General features: G+C 69.3%; 16 protein-coding genes and 1 pseudogene. 5 read left to right on the forward strand and 12 right to left on the reverse strand.

The window, feature by feature from the left end; genetic code table 11:
• Window positions 1-231 precede the first annotated feature (231 nt).
• The 10 genes and pseudogenes from H7965_RS25330 to H7965_RS25375 form a co-directional block, all read right to left on the reverse strand.
• Window positions 232-1,629, reverse strand: a complete 1,398-nt coding sequence (locus H7965_RS25330) for a hypothetical protein (RefSeq protein ID WP_186773341.1) — start codon at window positions 1,627-1,629, stop codon at window positions 232-234.
• 435 nt (window positions 1,630-2,064) lie between these two features.
• Window positions 2,065-2,826: an ABC transporter ATP-binding protein gene (locus tag H7965_RS25335; protein WP_186773342.1), complete on the reverse strand. Its 762-nt coding sequence runs from the start codon at window positions 2,824-2,826 to the stop codon at window positions 2,065-2,067.
• Between the two features lie 20 nt (window positions 2,827-2,846).
• A complete protein-coding gene (locus H7965_RS25340) occupies window positions 2,847-3,815 on the reverse strand; it encodes a FecCD family ABC transporter permease (protein WP_186773343.1) in 969 nt (322 codons plus the stop codon).
• On the reverse strand, window positions 3,812-4,732 hold the full coding sequence (locus H7965_RS25345) for an ABC transporter substrate-binding protein (protein ID WP_186773344.1): 921 nt from the start codon (window positions 4,730-4,732) through the stop codon (window positions 3,812-3,814). The genes H7965_RS25340 and H7965_RS25345 overlap by 4 nt, the downstream gene beginning before the upstream one ends.
• Complete coding sequence (locus tag H7965_RS25350) at window positions 4,732-6,870, reverse strand: TonB-dependent receptor (protein ID WP_186773345.1); 2,139 nt, start codon at window positions 6,868-6,870, stop codon at window positions 4,732-4,734. Before H7965_RS25350 ends, H7965_RS25345 begins: the two co-directional genes overlap by 1 nt.
• The gene (locus tag H7965_RS25355; RefSeq protein WP_186773346.1) at window positions 6,870-7,658 is read right to left on the reverse strand and encodes a hypothetical protein; all 789 of its coding nucleotides are present in this window, start codon (window positions 7,656-7,658) and stop codon (window positions 6,870-6,872) included. The genes H7965_RS25350 and H7965_RS25355 overlap by 1 nt, the downstream gene beginning before the upstream one ends.
• A gap of 68 nt (window positions 7,659-7,726) precedes the next feature.
• Window positions 7,727-7,906 (reverse strand): annotated as a pseudogene (locus H7965_RS30505) (GTP-binding protein); the annotation flags it as partial.
• A 72-nt stretch (window positions 7,907-7,978) separates the two neighbouring features.
• Entirely contained in the window at window positions 7,979-8,671 is a 693-nt protein-coding gene (locus tag H7965_RS25365) for a DUF1826 domain-containing protein (protein WP_186773347.1), read from the reverse strand.
• Window positions 8,659-9,075, reverse strand: coding sequence for a DUF1636 family protein (locus tag H7965_RS25370; RefSeq protein WP_186773348.1), 417 nt, complete (start codon window positions 9,073-9,075; stop codon window positions 8,659-8,661). The genes H7965_RS25365 and H7965_RS25370 overlap by 13 nt, the downstream gene beginning before the upstream one ends.
• A gap of 94 nt (window positions 9,076-9,169) precedes the next feature.
• Complete coding sequence (locus tag H7965_RS25375; RefSeq protein WP_229682790.1) at window positions 9,170-9,682, reverse strand: Fur family transcriptional regulator; 513 nt, start codon at window positions 9,680-9,682, stop codon at window positions 9,170-9,172.
• Window positions 9,683-9,712: 30 nt separating this feature from the next.
• On the opposite strand from H7965_RS25375, the gene H7965_RS25380 reads away from it, so the two are divergent.
• Genes H7965_RS25380 through H7965_RS31330 form a run of 3 tightly spaced genes read left to right on the forward strand, consistent with a single transcriptional unit; the run spans window position 9,713 to window position 11,969 of the window.
• A complete protein-coding gene (locus H7965_RS25380; protein WP_186773349.1) occupies window positions 9,713-10,765 on the forward strand; it encodes a CobW family GTP-binding protein in 1,053 nt (350 codons plus the stop codon).
• A 30-nt stretch (window positions 10,766-10,795) separates the two neighbouring features.
• Window positions 10,796-11,776 (forward strand): CobW family GTP-binding protein, encoded by a 981-nt coding sequence (locus H7965_RS25385; RefSeq protein WP_186773350.1) that lies wholly within the window; start codon window positions 10,796-10,798, stop codon window positions 11,774-11,776.
• Window positions 11,766-11,969, forward strand: coding sequence for a DUF6525 family protein (locus H7965_RS31330; protein ID WP_229682789.1), 204 nt, complete (start codon window positions 11,766-11,768; stop codon window positions 11,967-11,969). Before H7965_RS25385 ends, H7965_RS31330 begins: the two co-directional genes overlap by 11 nt.
• 198 nt (window positions 11,970-12,167) lie before the next feature.
• On the opposite strand, the gene H7965_RS31335 is transcribed toward H7965_RS31330, so the two are convergent.
• Entirely contained in the window at window positions 12,168-12,497 is a 330-nt protein-coding gene (locus H7965_RS31335) for a hypothetical protein (RefSeq protein ID WP_229682788.1), read from the reverse strand.
• A gap of 156 nt (window positions 12,498-12,653) precedes the next feature.
• On the opposite strand from H7965_RS31335, the gene H7965_RS31340 reads away from it, so the two are divergent.
• Window positions 12,654-12,953 (forward strand): hypothetical protein, encoded by a 300-nt coding sequence (locus tag H7965_RS31340; protein WP_229682787.1) that lies wholly within the window; start codon window positions 12,654-12,656, stop codon window positions 12,951-12,953.
• Between the two features lie 375 nt (window positions 12,954-13,328).
• Here H7965_RS31340 and H7965_RS25395 read toward each other — a convergent pair whose 3' ends face one another.
• Window positions 13,329-14,192, reverse strand: coding sequence for a Bug family tripartite tricarboxylate transporter substrate binding protein (locus H7965_RS25395; protein ID WP_186773351.1), 864 nt, complete (start codon window positions 14,190-14,192; stop codon window positions 13,329-13,331).
• Window positions 14,193-14,869: 677 nt separating this feature from the next.
• On the opposite strand from H7965_RS25395, the gene H7965_RS25400 reads away from it, so the two are divergent.
• A partial coding sequence (locus tag H7965_RS25400; protein ID WP_186773352.1) for a transposase occupies window positions 14,870-15,022 on the forward strand: 153 nt, incomplete at its 3' end.

The raw sequence follows: 15,022 nt of genomic DNA on the forward strand, positions 1-15,022 counted from the left end.
TCCGGGCCTGGCTGGCTTGGCTCTTGGCGTGCCTGCTCAGCCTGCTGACCTCCGCTCATCAGGTCGGACAGGGCCGCCAGCCGCGAGCCCTGGCCGCGTGAAAGTCGCGTAGTTCACAGGCGACGAGCTAGTGCTCAGACGCATTCAGAAGATTCAGGAGCCAGCAGGGAGAGGCCCTTCATTAGGAGACATCTTCCAATCGGGGCTGCACCTTCCGTCTGGGTCAGTGCACTAGCGCAGCGCGTCGACACCCAGCTCCCGCCACATCCAACCGAAGTCGTACTCGCCGATCGGGTCCCCAGCCAGGCGCTTCGCCGAGTGGTTCTCCAGCGTCTTGAGCCAAGCCACGACCTTTTCCTGCCCCTTCGGCGTCTTCGCCGCCGCGCGGGGCGACTTGCCACCGAGGGAAGGGATCGGCTGGTCGAGGATGTGCAGGTAATGGTCCTCCAGGGTCTGGCGGATCAGTGCGCGCTCCTCTTCAGGCGACAGGCCGCTTGGCTCCGGGGGCGGCCGCTCGGCTGCCAGCATCTGCTCAAGGTCGGTCCGCTCGATAAGGGGCGAACCAACCAAGCCGGCCAACACGGGCCCGAGCAGCGCCCGACCGCGCTCCGCCCGCGCGGTGGAGTACACCTCCAGTGACAGGCGACGGCCTTTCAGTGCCAACGTGCCGAGCACCAAGGACCCGTCCTCCATCGTGCTGAAGAAGGTCTGGGCCTTTCCCCGACGCGGCGCGGTCTGCGGCCCCGCTCCGGGCGCGTCCAACCAGTTCCAAAAGCCCGGGTCTTCCTGCCGGAGTGCTAGGACGGCAGCCAGCGCCGTGCGGACCTGCTCGGGCTTGACGCCCGGCAATACAGGGAAATGCAGCGTGGTAAAGTCGAGCGGGTCACCCTCGCTGTTGAGCAGCTCCGGCCGGTTCCGACCCTGTGCCGCCTTGAGCGCTGCATCGAGCCAGAAATCCGTGACCATGAAGGCGGCGCCGGCAAGCAGCAGATCCGGTGTCATCATGCCGGCCAGGGCCTTTGCGTCAGCCTCTATCCCGAACTCCTGCGCGACCTTGGCGACTTCGCGGGGCGCCTTCGTCCGTGTCTTCCGGAGCGAGGCAAGCAGCGCCTCGCTGGTGTCGTGCTCGAAGGGCATCAGCGTACCACTGATCACGGCGCATTCGCGCAGCGGGATCAACCGCGTGGCGACGCGGTCCCATTGCCGCAGCCCTTGGGAGCCCAGCTCCTCCGACACCCGCACCGGATCGCCGCCGCGGACCAGGTCGCGCAGCTGCATCGACTCGCCTGGCACAAGCCCGCCCACTTCATAGAGGCTGATCGTCGACCGGCGCAGGCCCGCAATGTACTCGCGTGTGGACGCGCCCTCTTTCCAACCGCGCCGGCGGAGATAGTCGTCCGCGAGATTGCGCCCGTCGGGTAGGTTGGTGGCGACCAAATCCTCGAAGGCGGCACCCCAGACGACCGTGGCGGCATCGATGCCGAGGACGTCCGCGATCTCCTGCACCTCGATACCCGCCGCGGCACAGGCCTGGGCACTGTGGCGGTCAAGGAACTCGGCCAGAGTGCCCCGCCAATCTTCCCGCTTGGCCCAGGCGATCAATCCGGCGATGTCGTGCGGCGTGGACAAGGTAACCGCCTCCGATCAGCGTGGACGCGGATGGTCTACCGGGGCGCCGCAAAGGGGCAAGAGCTTGAGGGCGGAAACGCCAATTCTGTTCGCAGCTTTGACCGGTACGCGATGGAGACCCTGAATGAAGGGTCCGCGTCTTGTTTGAAGAACGTGTCTTTTCAACGCGGTAAAGCTTGAGGGTTAAATCGGACTACCCTCAAGGTTTGGAGACTCTCCGGCATTTCGGAGAGAAAATCCATCCTCGTTCCAGCATTGCACCATCAAGGTTCGCGCGGAAAACCGCAGGAAACCTGCGCCTCACAGCGTCGGCCATCAGGACGGAGAATGGTTGGAAGGAAACCGACTGGAGCAGCGGTAGTAACCGGAATCCAACCTTCTCTGGGGATGCCACGCTCATCATTGCGCCACCAAGGTGGCGATCTGGTCGAGCCCTTAACCTTCCTCGCCATCAGTTTCGACGTCCACCGTGGAACATGGGACCAATACAATGGTGCCATCCCGGGCGATCAACCGTTCAAGCCGGACGCCGAAAACATCATCCAGAGCTGGACTGCACAGGACCTCGCTCGCCGGCCCTTCCGTCACGCACTGGCCACCTGCCAGGATGAGCAGCCTGTCGCACCAGCGAGCAGCCAGGTTCAGATCATGCACAACGATGGCGACCGCGGCGCCTGCTGCCGCCTGTGCGTTCAGCCGCATCATCAGCGCCGCGGCTTGGCCCATGTCGAGCGCCGCCGCGGGTTCATCGGCCAGCACCACAGCCGGTGCCGGGGCGAGAACCGACGCCGCCAGGGCGCGCCCGCGCTCGCCACCGGACAGGTTGGACCATCGCCGGTCGAGAAATGGCTGGAGTTCGAAGGCGAGCGCGGCCGCCGCCACGGTGGTAGGCACAGTCCGAGTTCCGCCCCGTTCCACGCCCAGCCGCAGCAGTTCCCGCACGCTGTAGTCCCAATGCGGCAGGAAGTGCTGTGGCAGGTAGCCGATGCGTGCGGCGCGTTCACGTGCCGGCCAATTTGCCAATGGCCGTCCAAGGAGCGTCACCGATCCCGCCGTCGGGGCGAGCAGACCCGCACAGGCCTTTACAAGGGTCGACTTCCCCGCCCCGTTCGGGCCGATGATCCCGAGCACGCGGCCCGCTTGCAGGCGCAGCGAGACATCCAGCAGAAGGGCACGACCACCGGCCTCGACGGTCATCCCCACCGCCTCCAGCGCCATCATCCGCGTCGGGCCTCGCGCGCCAGGATCAGCAGGAAAAACGGCCCGCCGATCAACGCGGTGACCAGGCCGAGCGGGATCTCGGCCGGCGGCAGCAGCGAACGCGCGGCGCCATCGGCCAGCATGGCAAGCCCGGCGCCGATCGCCGCCGCGCGCGACATAAGCCTGGCGTGCAGCGGCCCGCAGCGCCAGCGGGCGAGATGCGGTGCCATCAGCCCGACGAAGCCGACCAGCCCGCCCCACACGACCGAGACCGCGACCAACCCGGCACCGACCAGCACCGCACCGGCGATGAAGCGCCGCACCGGCAGGCCGAAGCCCTCCGCCATCGCCTCGCCGAGGCCGAGCAGATCCAGCCCTCTGGCCAGCGCGTGGCACAGGCCAAGGGCCGCGGCGGTCAGCGCGGCGAGCAGACCGAGCTGGCCCCAGGACGGAGTCTGCACGCCGCCGAACGACCAAGACAGCACGGCCTGTAGGCTGACCGTCTCATCCGACAGCGCCAGCATGAGGAAGGACCGCACCGCGCCCAGCACCGCCGCGACCGCCACCCCCGCCAGCAGCAGCGCGGCGATGGAAGCGGGGCCGGCAAGCCGCGCCAGCAGCAATACCAGCCAGCTTGCCCCCCAGGCGCCGGCGAAGGCCAGCAGCGGCAGCGCCACCGCGCCAGGCACCGGCAGGGCCACCAGCAATGCAACGGTGGCGCCGACCGCCGCGCCACCCGCCGAGCCGAGCAAATAGGGCTCTGCCAAAGGGTTGCGGAACACCCCCTGGAACACCGCGCCGCCCAGCGCCAGCAGGGCGCCGACGCAGCCCGCCGCCAGCACGCGCGGCAGCCGCCAGGCGAGGATCAACTCGGCCAGCGGCGCCTCGGGCGTGCCCAGCAATGCGGCCGCCTCGGCCGGGGACAGAGTCTCGGCGCCCAGCAGCAGCCCGGCGATGAAGCCGAGTACCAGCAGCCCGGCTGTCAATGCCGGGTGGCCAGCAGCGGTGCGGCGAAGGCATCCGGGTGGAGCAACCGGGCCAGCCGCTGCACGCCGGCGATGACGCGCGGCCCCGGGATCAGCAGCTCGGCCCGGGAGACGGCATGCAGCCGGCCGTCGCGGATCGCGCGCAAGCCGTCGAAGCCCGGCCGTCCAGGCACCTCGGTCGCCTGGTCGGCGCGGCCGGCGAGCAGGTAGACCTCCGGATCGGCGCGCAGGATCGCCTCGCCGGAGACCTGAGCGGGTCCGCTCGTGGACAGCTCCGGCAGCGCCGGGCGGCCGCCCGCGGCGCTGACGATATCGAAGGTATAGCTGCCCTGCCGCGCCGTGCCGAAGGCACCGCGGCCATTGGTGCTGGTCTCCAGGAAGACGCGCGGGGCAGGCCGCCCGGCGATGCGGGAGGTCACCGCATCCAGCCCGGCCTGCATGCCGGCCAGCAGCGCCGCTGCCGCCGCCTCCGCCCCGGTGGCCTGGCCGAGCAGCGCGATATTGCCGAAGACCTGGGCTAGGTCGCGATGGGTCACGACGATGGTCGGAACGCCAAGCCGGGCCAGCGGCTCGGTCAGCGCATGCGCGGCCTGCCGGGCCGGCGTCATCACCACCAGGTCGGGCGCCAACCTGGCGATCGCCTCGACCGAGAAGCCGAGCCGGCCGCCCACCAGCGGCTTGCGGGCGACCTCGGGCGGGAAGCGGGTATAGGCCTCGATGCCGATGATCCGGTCGAGCAGGCCGAGCGCCGCCAGCATCTCGACGTTGGAGGCGAAGATCGCGACGATCCGCCGCGGCGGCGCCGGGATCTCGACCAGGCGCCCCAGCCCATCCTGCAGCACCCGCGGCCAGCCCGCGGCGCGCGCCGTTGGCGCCGCCAACAGGGCCGGCAGGGCCAGCAGTGCCCGCCGGTGCATCAGAAGGTGAACCGCAGGCCGCCGATGAACTCCCGCCCCGGCGCGCTGTTGCCGCGGCCGCCATTGGAGAAGCGCCCATCGGAATTATAGGGCAGGCTTTCGGTGGCGATGAAGATCGGGTGGTAGTTCTTGTCGAACAGGTTGTTGACGGCGCCGAAGGCGCGCAGCCCGGGGACTTTCTCCGGCAACAGGGCGACGCTGCCGCGCAGGTTCCAGACCCAGAAGCTGCCCTTGCGATGGACGAATTTGCGCGATGGCTCGGCCTGCGGGATCAGCAGGTTCTCCTCGGTGTTGTAGTACATCGGCCCGCGCAGGATGCCGAGCAGCGTCACATCCCAATCCTGCTGCCCCAAGGTGCTGCCGAGCGCGGTTTGGTAGCGGTACATGCGCTCGACATAGCGGATATTGGCGGTGGCAGGTGCGCCGCGATCCGCCATCTCGAAATTCCAAGACCCGTTGGCGAAGGCGCGCCAGCGCCATTCCGCCCAACCGAGCAGCCGGGCCAGATCGGCTTCCAACGGCAATTCCAGCCCGCGCACCCGCACCGCGCCGGGGTTGTTCGACCAGTCGCTGGTATTGGTCGCGCCGGGGCGCAGCCGGGTGACGATGCGGTCCTCGATGGTGTTCTGAAACAGCGCCATGTCCGCCCGCCAGCCATTGCCGTACCAGCCGGCGCCGAGCTCGAACTGCTCATTCGTCTCCGGCCGAAGGTTGGGGTTGCCGAAGACCCGGCCGCCGCCGAGCGCGGTGAAGTCCGCCGCCAGCTCGGTCGCTGTCGGCGCCCGAAAGCCGGTCGCAGCATTGACCCGCAGCACCAGTCGCTCGGTGGCCCGGAAGGTGGCGCCGGCGGACCAGGTGGTGGCGTCGTAGCCGACCTCCCGGTTGCGCTGCAGCGGCAGGTTGGGGGTTGGGTCGAAGGCGGTATTGCCCCAGGTCTGGCGTACCCCCGTGCGGAGGGTCAGCCGGTCGTCCAGCAGCCGTTGCGACAGCTCGATGTAGAGGCCCAGGTTGCTGTCGGTCTGGTTGTTGTCCTGCGGCGGCACCTGACCTGTGGCACCACCGGGCAGGTTGGTGCGGTCACGGGTCGAGCGCAGCCAGGAGCGTTCGATGTCCAGCCCGACCAGCGCCTCCGCCCCGGCCCAGAGCCGCACCACCGGTTGCAGCCGCGTGCCGACGATATCGAGCCGCCGGAAATTGAAATCCCGGGAGGTGCCAGGCGTCGGCAGCCCCGCCGCGCTGCGCACCACCGGCGAGAGCCAGCGGAATTCGTCGTCGTCGCGGATCAGGTAGCCCTGCAGGTTCCAGCGCAGCCGGCCATCCGCCGTCCCGCCATCCAGCACGAGGTCGGCCGAGGCGTTCGAGCGGTCCTCGCGGTTGCCGAGGCTCCAGGAGGACCCGCGGAAGCCGACGTCGTAGATGCCGTCGGTCCGCAGGGTCAGACCGAGCCGCCCCGCTGCGCCGAGATCGGCGCCGAGCGCGCCGGTGACGCCTTGCCGGCTCCACTGGGTGTTCGGCAGCCGGGTGCCGCCACCCACCCGATAGCTGTCCCGCTGGCCGCCTGAAAGGCCGATGTAGCTGTCGAAGCCCGGCACCTGCAAGCCGTAGCGCGCCCGGCCCTCGACCAGCCCGAAGGACCCCCCGCTGGCCTCGACCTGCCCGCCGGGTGAGGTGCGGCCGTCGCGCAGGATCAGGTTGATGACGCCGCCGATCGCCTGGCTGCCATAGACCACGCTGGCGGGGCCACGAATGATCTCGATCCGCTCGACATCAGCGGGCGACAGCTTCGAGAGGTTGGCGGTGCCGGCGCGGCGGCCGTTCAGCAGCACCAGCACTTGGCTGCGGAAATCCCGCCCCTGGCCGTCGCTGGTGCCGCCGCGGATGTTGATGCTGGTCTGGCCCGGTGTCCATTCGCTGAAGAAGCCGGCGCCCTGTTCGGCCAGCAGGTCGGTCATGCTCTGGGCGGTGCTGCGGCGGATGGCATCCTCGTCGATCACCTGGACGGTGCCGGCGATGCTGCTGCGCGGCTCCGGCCGCCGGGTCGCGGTGACCACGATCTCATCGAGCGTCGTCGTGGGGCCCGGCTGCGCGGCGGCAGCCAACGGTGCGAGCAGCAACAGGGCAGGCACGGTGCGGCGCATCAGGCGAGGTCCCAGGCCAGCAGGGCGGAGAGTTTCGGTGCGGCAAGCTCGACCCCGCCCTCCGGCAACGGCCGGAGGATAGTGTCGAGATGCGCGGCGAGGGCGGCGTGGCACGGCGCATCCGGCGCCAGGGCAAGCTGCGCGGCACAATGCGCGATGGCCGCGCCGGCATCGGCGAAGCGGGCCCGGAAGGTCCAGGGAAACACCGCGGAGCGATCCGGTCGCGCGACCGCGCCCAGCCGTTCCAGCACCAGGGCGACAGCGGGTTGTTCATCCTCGCCATGCAGCGCGGCCGGCAGGGCACCGGACAGGCACCAGCGCCGCGGCCCGCGCTGCGCGGGGACGATCCAGGCGACGGCACCGCTCGCGTAGCGGCGCATCAGCGCCAGCAGTGGATGCGGCTCTGCCATGGGTCCGGCAATATTGGCCGCCAGTGCCACCCCGTGGCGCGGCAGGCCGAGCCCTGGCAAAGCTTCCCACGGTGCCGCCAGCGGGCGCAGCCGCGGATGCGTCGTGCGGGCCAGCCTGCCAAGCCGGGCGCGTAGGTAGCGATTCGGCTCCAGCGCGGTCCAGTGCGCCGTCGCCGGCAGCCATCCGGCCACTGGCTGCCCAGCGCCCGCCCCGATATCGAGCAGGCTGGCGGGAATGCCAAGCAACCCGCGCAAGGCCGCCGCGGCAGCGGCGGCATAGTCGGATCGATCGAGCGCCGCGGCGTAGAAACGTGCCGCGTGGTCGGGCCAGACGCCGGAGGCGCCCGCCTGCGGCGCCACGGGAAGCGGCGGGGCCATCATTCGCGCCAGGCGGGGACAGGATCGGGCAGCGCGGCCCAGGCGCGCGGCCCGCCCCGCAGCTCCGCATCGCGCAGCAGGCAAGTCTCCAGGCCGTGGCGCAGCGCGGCTTCCTGCATGTCGACGCCGATGAAGACGATCTCCTGCCGGCCCTCGCGGTTCGCCAGGATGCGGTTCAGCAGCGTAGTCTTGCCGGCGCCAAGGAAGCCCGAGAGCACGGTGACCGGCAGGCGCGGTTGGTCAGTCATCGAGGGGAATCCGTCCTGGTTCGTCGATGCAGAGCAGCAGCCGCGCCCGGGCGCCGGTGCCGGCGCGGTTGGTCAGTCATCGAGGGGAATCCGTCCTGGTTCGTCGATGCAGAGCAGCAGCCGCGCCCGGGCGCCGGTGCCGGCGGGTGGCGCGCGGTGGATGCAGCCCGCGCCGGCATTGCCGGGATGGCCTTCGCCCTTGAGGATGGCGGCGGAACCGGCCGGCATCTGGGCGGAGGCGATGGGGGCGGAGCGGTCCGGCGCCAGGGCGCGGGCGGTGCCGGCACCGCCGGGACGTGCCAGCCATTCCGTCCCTAGCCCGCGATAGGTGCAGAGCAGGCGGAGACCGACTGCATCGGCGTGCCAGCGGTGGCAGCCACGACCGGTAATCGCCTCCAGCCGAATAGAGACCACACCCTGGGTCGCGGCGATGGCGGCAAAGGCGGTCGCCAAATCCTGCAGGTCGAACATGAGTTCCAGCGGCGGCGTGGCGGGCAACTTCCCCGCCAGCGTTACCAAGGCTGCGTCGATCTCGCCCTCGGCAACGGCGGTGAAGGGTGCGGCCATTAGCAGGGGCCGGAGCGCAGCGCCCAGCCGCTGCGGCAACTGGCGATGCCAGATGGCCAAGTTTACCTCCGGCCGGCAGATCTCGAACAGGGTTGCGGGATCGGTACTGGCCACCGCCATGCCACGCGGCCAGGTGACGGCATCGGGCGGCGGCAGGGCCGCCCGGCCGGGGAAGCTCTCGATCGTCAGGACGGCCATGCGATGACACCCTCCGGCGCTTCCGGCAGCCAGTGGTGCGGCGGCAAACGGGCGAGGATGCCAGCCCGCAACCGCTCCGGGCGCAGCGCCCGCGGGAGATGGCCTTCGGGCGCCATGGCATGGGCCCGTGCCGCGGCGAGCAGGTCGGCGGCGCTATCCGCATCGGGCGACACGTCGCCAAACAGGTAGCCGACCTTGCCTGGCGCCATCAGCGCGGCGGCACAGGCGCGACGGCAGCCGGAAAGACAGGCGATTCCAACAACCCTGACCCTGTCGTCATCGGCAGCAGCGCGGCAGGCGGCTGCGTGGAGGATACCGCCTGGACGAGGCGCATCCGCCCCTGCTTCCGCCAGACGGCATCGGGTGCAGATCAGCAGGCTGGTGAAGGGAGAGGAGGGCTGCATGGGCTATACGTTATGTTATAACATAACATTCATCACTCCGCATTTTGCGGCAGCGCAAGGGGCCAGCGTGCTGCACGAGACGGCCCGGCGGTGCTCAGGTTGGCGGCTGGTGCCGGGGTTCGGCCTTCGGTGCGGCGCAACGGGCGCATTCGCCTTCCAACTCGACCGTCATGCGATGCGCGGAGAACCCCACCTGGCCAGCGGCTCCGGACAGCGCGAGGGCGACGGCGGGGTCGTGGATTTCCTCGGCCCGGCCGCAGCGTCGGCAGACCAGGAACTGATGCAGGTGTGCATGGCCGCCACCATCCCGCGCCGCGGCGGCGCAGGCGACGAAGGCATCAAGCCGCTCGATCCGGTGGACTAGGCGCTCGCGCGCCAGGAAATCCAGCGCCCGATAGACCGTGGGCGGCGATACCGCTTGCCGGGTCGTGGCCCGCAGACGCTCCATGAGCAGGTAGGCGCCCAATGGCCGCTCGGCTTCCAGCAGCAGGCCGAGAACCAGGCGGCGGGTGGCGGTCAGCCGAATCCCGCGCGACGCGCAGCTTGCCGCGATTCGGGCAAGCGCCGCGGATGGGGTGACCAAGGGAGGTTCGATCAGGCTGGCCAACCTAAACGTTATATTATGACATACCAAGTCATGCCAGCTGCATCCATCCCCGTCACCGTCCTGACCGGCTTCCTCGGCGCGGGGAAGACCACGCTGCTCAACCAATTGCTGCGCTGTCCGGAACTGCGGGACACCGCCGTGCTGATCAACGAGTTCGGCGAAGAAGGCCTCGACCATCTGCTGGTCGAGCGGCTGGACGAGGACACCGTGCTGCTGAATGCCGGGTGTCTGTGCTGCACCGTGCGCGGCGACATCCTGCGGGCGCTGGACGGCTTGGCCGCCAGGGCGGCGGCTGGGCGACCCATCCGCCGCGTGGTGATCGAAACCACCGGCTTGGCCGACCCGGCACCCATCCTGCAGACACTGATGGCCGAGCCTCGCCTGTTGCGGAGCTTTCGGCTGGATTGCGTCTTGACCATGGTGGATGCGGTGAATGGCGACGCCACGCTCGACGCGCAGCCGGAGGCGGTGAAACAGGCCGCGGTCGCCGATCGCCTGGTGCTAACCAAGGCCGACCTGGTGGCCGCCCCCGCCGTCGCCGCGCTGGAGGCCCGGCTCCGGGCGCTGAACCCGGGCGCGCCGCTGCACCGGGCCGTGCTCGGCGGGATCGGCCCGGACATCCTGCTTTCGGCCGGTCCCTACGATCCTGCGGCGAAGGCGCCGGAGGTCGCGGCCTGGCCCGATGCCGAGGCCTGGGCCACGGCCCAGGCGCATCACCTTGGCCACCACCACCACCATGACATCAACCGTCACGACGCCCGCATCCAGTCCTTCTGCCTGAGCTTTGACGAACCGCTGCCGCTGGAGGGGCTGGCCAGCTGGCTGGAGATGCTGGTCGCCACCCGGGGCGACGCGCTGCTGCGGGTGAAGGGCCTGCTGAACCTGGCGGGCGAGGACCAGCCCGTGGTGCTGCATGCGGTGCAGCACGTGTTCCACCTGCCGGCGCGGCTTGCTGCCTGGCCCGCCGGGCATGACCGGCGCTCGCGGCTGGTCTTCATCCTGCGCGACCTGCCGCGGCAGGTGGTCGAGGACGGGCTCGCCGCCTTCATCGCCGCGGCGCGCGGCGCGCCGGTCGCCATCTAGCGTCACAACCCACTTTCGGGAGCATCCGTCATGGCCACCCCCCGTCCGCAGATCCCCGTCACCGTGCTGACCGGCTACCTCGGCGCCGGCAAGACCACGCTGCTGAACCGCATCCTCTCGGAGCACCACGGCAAGAAATACGCCGTCGTGATCAACGAGTTCGGTGAACTCGGTGTGGACAACGACCTCGTCGTCGATGCCGACGAGGAGGTGTTCGAGATGAACAACGGCTGCATCTGCTGCACCGTGCGCGGCGACCTGATCCGCATCATCGGTGCCTTGGTCAAGCGCAAGGGCGACCTCGACGGCATCATCATCGAGACCACCGGCCTGGCCGACCCCGCCCCGGTCGCGCAGACCTTCTTCATGGATGAGGATGTGAAGGCCCGCACCCGGCTGGATGCCAGCGTCACCGTGGCCGATGCCCGCAACCTGCCGGCGCGGCTTGCGGACAGCCGTGAGGCCGAGGAGCAGATCGCCTTTGCCGATGTGATCCTGCTGAACAAGACCGATCTTGTCTCGCCCGACGAGCTGGTGGCGGTTGAGCGACGGATCCGCGTGCTGAACCCGCATGCCCAGCTGCACCGTACCGAGCGCGCCGCCCTGCCGGTGGACCAAGTGCTCGGCCAGGGCGGCTTCGACCTGGCGCGCATCCTAGAGGTCGAGCCGGACTTTCTCTCGGGCGAGGACGACCACGAGCACGACAGCGCGGTGACCAGCGTCAGCTTCGAAGCCGACAGCCCACTCGATATGGGGCGCTTCAATGCCTGGATCGGCGACCTGCTGGCGAAGCAGGGTCAGGATCTGCTGCGCACCAAGGGTATCCTAAATTTTGCAGGCGAGGACCGGCGCTTTGCCTTCCAGGCCGTGCACATGCTGGCGGATGGCGACTTCATCGGCCCATGGCGCGCTGGCGAGCAGCGTATGTCCAAGCTAGTGTTCATCGGACGAAATCTCAGCCGGCCCGTGCTGCGCCGCGGCTTCGAGGGTTGCCTGGCGAATGGCGCTTAGACGGCAACTGCAAGGGGCGGCCGCCATCAAGACTGGAAGCGTCCAGGCGAAAGTGGGGCCGCGCCTGCCCGACAATGATCGAACGGTGCGGGAGGCGATCTGGTGGCGATTCGGCGGGGATGAGTGGGCCGCCTTCGATGCCTTGCCGCCGGCCATCCGCCAGCGCATCCAGTGCCACGCCTATGATGCATGATCGGTGAATGCGCTGATCCTCTGGCGGCAGTTCCGGCAAAGACAGCGTGCAGCCAGCGTGCCGAGCGCCGTCTGCTACGTTACCTCGACGAATGCGAGGCGCTGGAGCGCGAGGCGTTCGCCGTGGCCTTTTCGCATCAACATCAGCTGGAGCTGCCGCACCTGGCGGCGCGGGCGACAGTCATGCGACGAGGATTGCCTAAGCCACCCGTCGCTTCGTTACCTGTACTGACAGCGGCGTCGCGGCGAGGTCAACCGTCGAGGCGCTGACGTTCCGCGCCGTCACGCGTACGCTGTTGTTTGACCAGACATGGCAGTCCAGCACGAAGGCGATGCTGCTGGTGTCGAGCGAGGCGTCCGCGAAGTCACCACGCCTTGCGCCCGGCACGGTGACGTCGATGTTGGCCGTCGCGCCGGGGCCAAGGCTCGGCAGGTCCCAGGTCGTCTCCAGTGCCAGGCTGCGCGTCCCCACCGGCACCGAGGGGCAGCCATAGAGCACCGCCGGCGCCGCCTCCGGCAACCCGAACAACCGCAGCGCCTCGAGCTCGATCTGCCGTCGAAGCCGACGATCCCCACCTGCGCAAAGGCGACGCCGGCGCCGACCCGGATCGTCTGCCGCCGGTTCAGCGAGGCATCGGCCATCACAGCACCCGCGTTCCAGCCCCTCGCCGGCGCGTTCCACTGCATGGTGGTGCCGGAGGCCAGCACGTCGCCGGCGATGTTCTCCCGCACATTCCCCGCGCCATCGAACACCCGCACGAACAGGCGCCCGCCCGAGGCGCCGCTCGTCAGCCAATGCGCCAGCGCGAACTCCTTCGCCGAGGAGGTGTCCACCACGAAGGCCAGGCCGCGATTGGCATCCAGCAGCAGCCCGCGCGCGGTTGCCGCGATCCCGTCCAGTCCGTTGAAGCAAAACCCGGCCAGCGTGGTGGCCGCGGTGGTCGAGGTCGCCAGCTTCTCGACACCGATCTCAGTCGCGCTCTGACGGAAGGCTGAGGCGCGGAGGTTCGGCACCGCCTCGAGCAGCCGCGAGGCCGGGGCGCAGTGCCGGTAGTAGACCGCATTGCCGGCTTGGGCCGCGGTCGCGGTGCTGAAGCGGGTGCTTCAGGTCGGGCCGAACGAGGAGGGTACGGGTGGTCCCTACCCAGTGTACACCACTGGCGGCTGACCGCGGGAAGATCGGCAGGACCGCCGTGTACTGCCGATTCATCGCGTCATTGGTAGAGAGGGCGTTGGTCCATGGCATAGGTCAGCCCTCAACGCGGATGCCATTCTCGCGCACGACGCGCGCCCACCGCACCATTTCGGTATCCAAGAAGGAGGCAAAATCCTCGCCCGATGAGGCGAGCACATCCATGCCCTAGGCCTCCACTCGTGCGCGAACTTCAGGCTCCGCAAGCACGCGTGACAAAGCGATTTCCATCCGTTGCCTAATGTGCGTCGGCACGCCCGCCGGAGCAAAGACACCCCACCAGGTCGGTGCCTCGAAGCCGTTGAAACCAAGGTCGTGGAAGCTCGGGACACCCGGCAGGTCGCGCCAGGGCGCACGCGTGGTTACACCGAGGCCCTTCAGGGCACCGCTGCGCACATGTGGCCCGCCAACCGGCGCATTCGTTACGAAAAGCGGGACCTGTCCTGCCAATGCATCCTGCAGTGCCGGTGCCCCACCGCGATAGGGTACATGGGTCATCTGGATACCGGCGACATTGCACAGCTGCACCATTGCCACGTGCATCATCGTGCCGATGCCGGCCGTTGCGTAGGGAATCGACCCGGGCTGCCTGCTGCGCGCGGCGGCCACAAGCTCAGGGAAGCTGGCCCATGGTGTGGAGGGATGGGCGGTGACGACCAGCGGGCCACGCCCGATCAGGGTCACCGGGGTAAAATCCCGCCGCGTATCATAGGGAAGCGTCATGATGGATGGGATGATCGCGTGGCTGTCCACGACGACGAGCCAGGTATAACCATCGGCGGACGCCCTGGCGGCCTCGGCTGCCCCGACCGAACCCGTGGCACCGGGCCGGTTCTCGACCACCACCGGCTGGCCCAGTGCTGCCTGCAGCCGCGGCTGGAGAAGGCGGGCTAGGATGTCGACCGACCCACCCGGCGGCCAGCCGACGAGCAGGCGGACTGGGCGGGTCGGCCAGGCAGCATCCTGCGCGGATGCCAGTATTGGGGCGGAGGAGGCTAGAGCCAGCCCTCCAAGGAGCGTTCGGCGCTTCATGTTGTAGTCCTCCCGAGACTGCGTCAATCGAAGCGGATGTCCTTGTTCATTCCCGCCTCACTGCGCGAGCCTGGGCTCGATCTGGTCGCTGTCAATACGTGAGCGGCGTCGCCGGGCAGCGCCTCCTCTATAGCCAGAGCGAGCCAGATCGCGTTCAGCCGGCGCCACCGCCGGACGCAGATCACCCTGTCGGCAGGGCGGCCGGGACCCAGGGCGGATCAAGTACTGTGTGGCGGCCGCGGCGGGCGCTTCAGGATCACGAAGTTGGCCCGCTCCAGCTGCAACGCGAGCTGTTTGGCGAGTAGGGTGGTAGCCATCTCCCAGGCCACCCCGCGGCGGGGGCGACCCCGCTCGTCGAAGCGAAGCGCGTAGGCCAAGGCCGACGCGACCTCGGCCGGCTCGGCCGGAGACAGTGGGACTGTAGGTGCTGGTGAGGCGGCTGCGAAGGACGGTTCAGGACACTTCGGGTCAGTGGGGCTCATGCGACCAAGGGTGGCCGCGCCTCAGGAACATTTCAAGAACAAATGTGTTGCCAAGCAGGGCCTATCTGCGGGCCCCACCGGCATGGCTTTGAGCCGGCACGCCGCACCGCTCCACGCGAGCGGCCGCAATGAGGTGGTCCCCGGATTTCGGACAGGTGGGTAAGCTCGGTTCGCCTGTGAGAAGGACGGACCCGGATGACGGGCAAGCGGACGCGGTATTCGGCGGATTTCAAGGCGAAGGTTGCTTTGGAAGCGCTGCGGGGTGAGTTGACGACGGCGCAGCTGGCGGCCAAGCACGGCATTCACCAGACCATGGTGGGCGAGTGGAAGCGACAGGCCATGGAGGGG

Source organism: Siccirubricoccus deserti (assembly GCF_014283215.1).
GTDB classification, from domain to species: Bacteria; Pseudomonadota; Alphaproteobacteria; order Acetobacterales; family Acetobacteraceae; genus Siccirubricoccus; species Siccirubricoccus deserti.

Bases quoted from the DNA above. Each gene is read 5' to 3' on its own strand.
- H7965_RS31340 (WP_229682787.1), top strand. From the start codon at position 12,654: ATGGTGGTGCCGGAGGCCAGCACGTCGCCGGCGATGTTCTCCCGCACA.
- H7965_RS25335 (WP_186773342.1), bottom strand. From the start codon at position 2,826: ATGACCGTCGAGGCCGGTGGTCGTGCCCTTCTGCTGGATGTCTCGCTG.
- H7965_RS25355 (WP_186773346.1), bottom strand. From the start codon at position 7,658: ATGGCCCCGCCGCTTCCCGTGGCGCCGCAGGCGGGCGCCTCCGGCGTC.
- H7965_RS25350 (WP_186773345.1), bottom strand. From the start codon at position 6,870: ATGCGCCGCACCGTGCCTGCCCTGTTGCTGCTCGCACCGTTGGCTGCC.
- H7965_RS25395 (WP_186773351.1), bottom strand. From the start codon at position 14,192: ATGAAGCGCCGAACGCTCCTTGGAGGGCTGGCTCTAGCCTCCTCCGCC.
- H7965_RS31330 (WP_229682789.1), top strand. From the start codon at position 11,766: ATGGCGCTTAGACGGCAACTGCAAGGGGCGGCCGCCATCAAGACTGGA.
- H7965_RS25380 (WP_186773349.1), top strand. From the start codon at position 9,713: ATGCCAGCTGCATCCATCCCCGTCACCGTCCTGACCGGCTTCCTCGGC.
- H7965_RS25365 (WP_186773347.1), bottom strand. From the start codon at position 8,671: ATGGCCGTCCTGACGATCGAGAGCTTCCCCGGCCGGGCGGCCCTGCCG.
- H7965_RS25385 (WP_186773350.1), top strand. From the start codon at position 10,796: ATGGCCACCCCCCGTCCGCAGATCCCCGTCACCGTGCTGACCGGCTAC.
- H7965_RS25370 (WP_186773348.1), bottom strand. From the start codon at position 9,075: ATGCAGCCCTCCTCTCCCTTCACCAGCCTGCTGATCTGCACCCGATGC.
- H7965_RS25345 (WP_186773344.1), bottom strand. From the start codon at position 4,732: ATGCACCGGCGGGCACTGCTGGCCCTGCCGGCCCTGTTGGCGGCGCCA.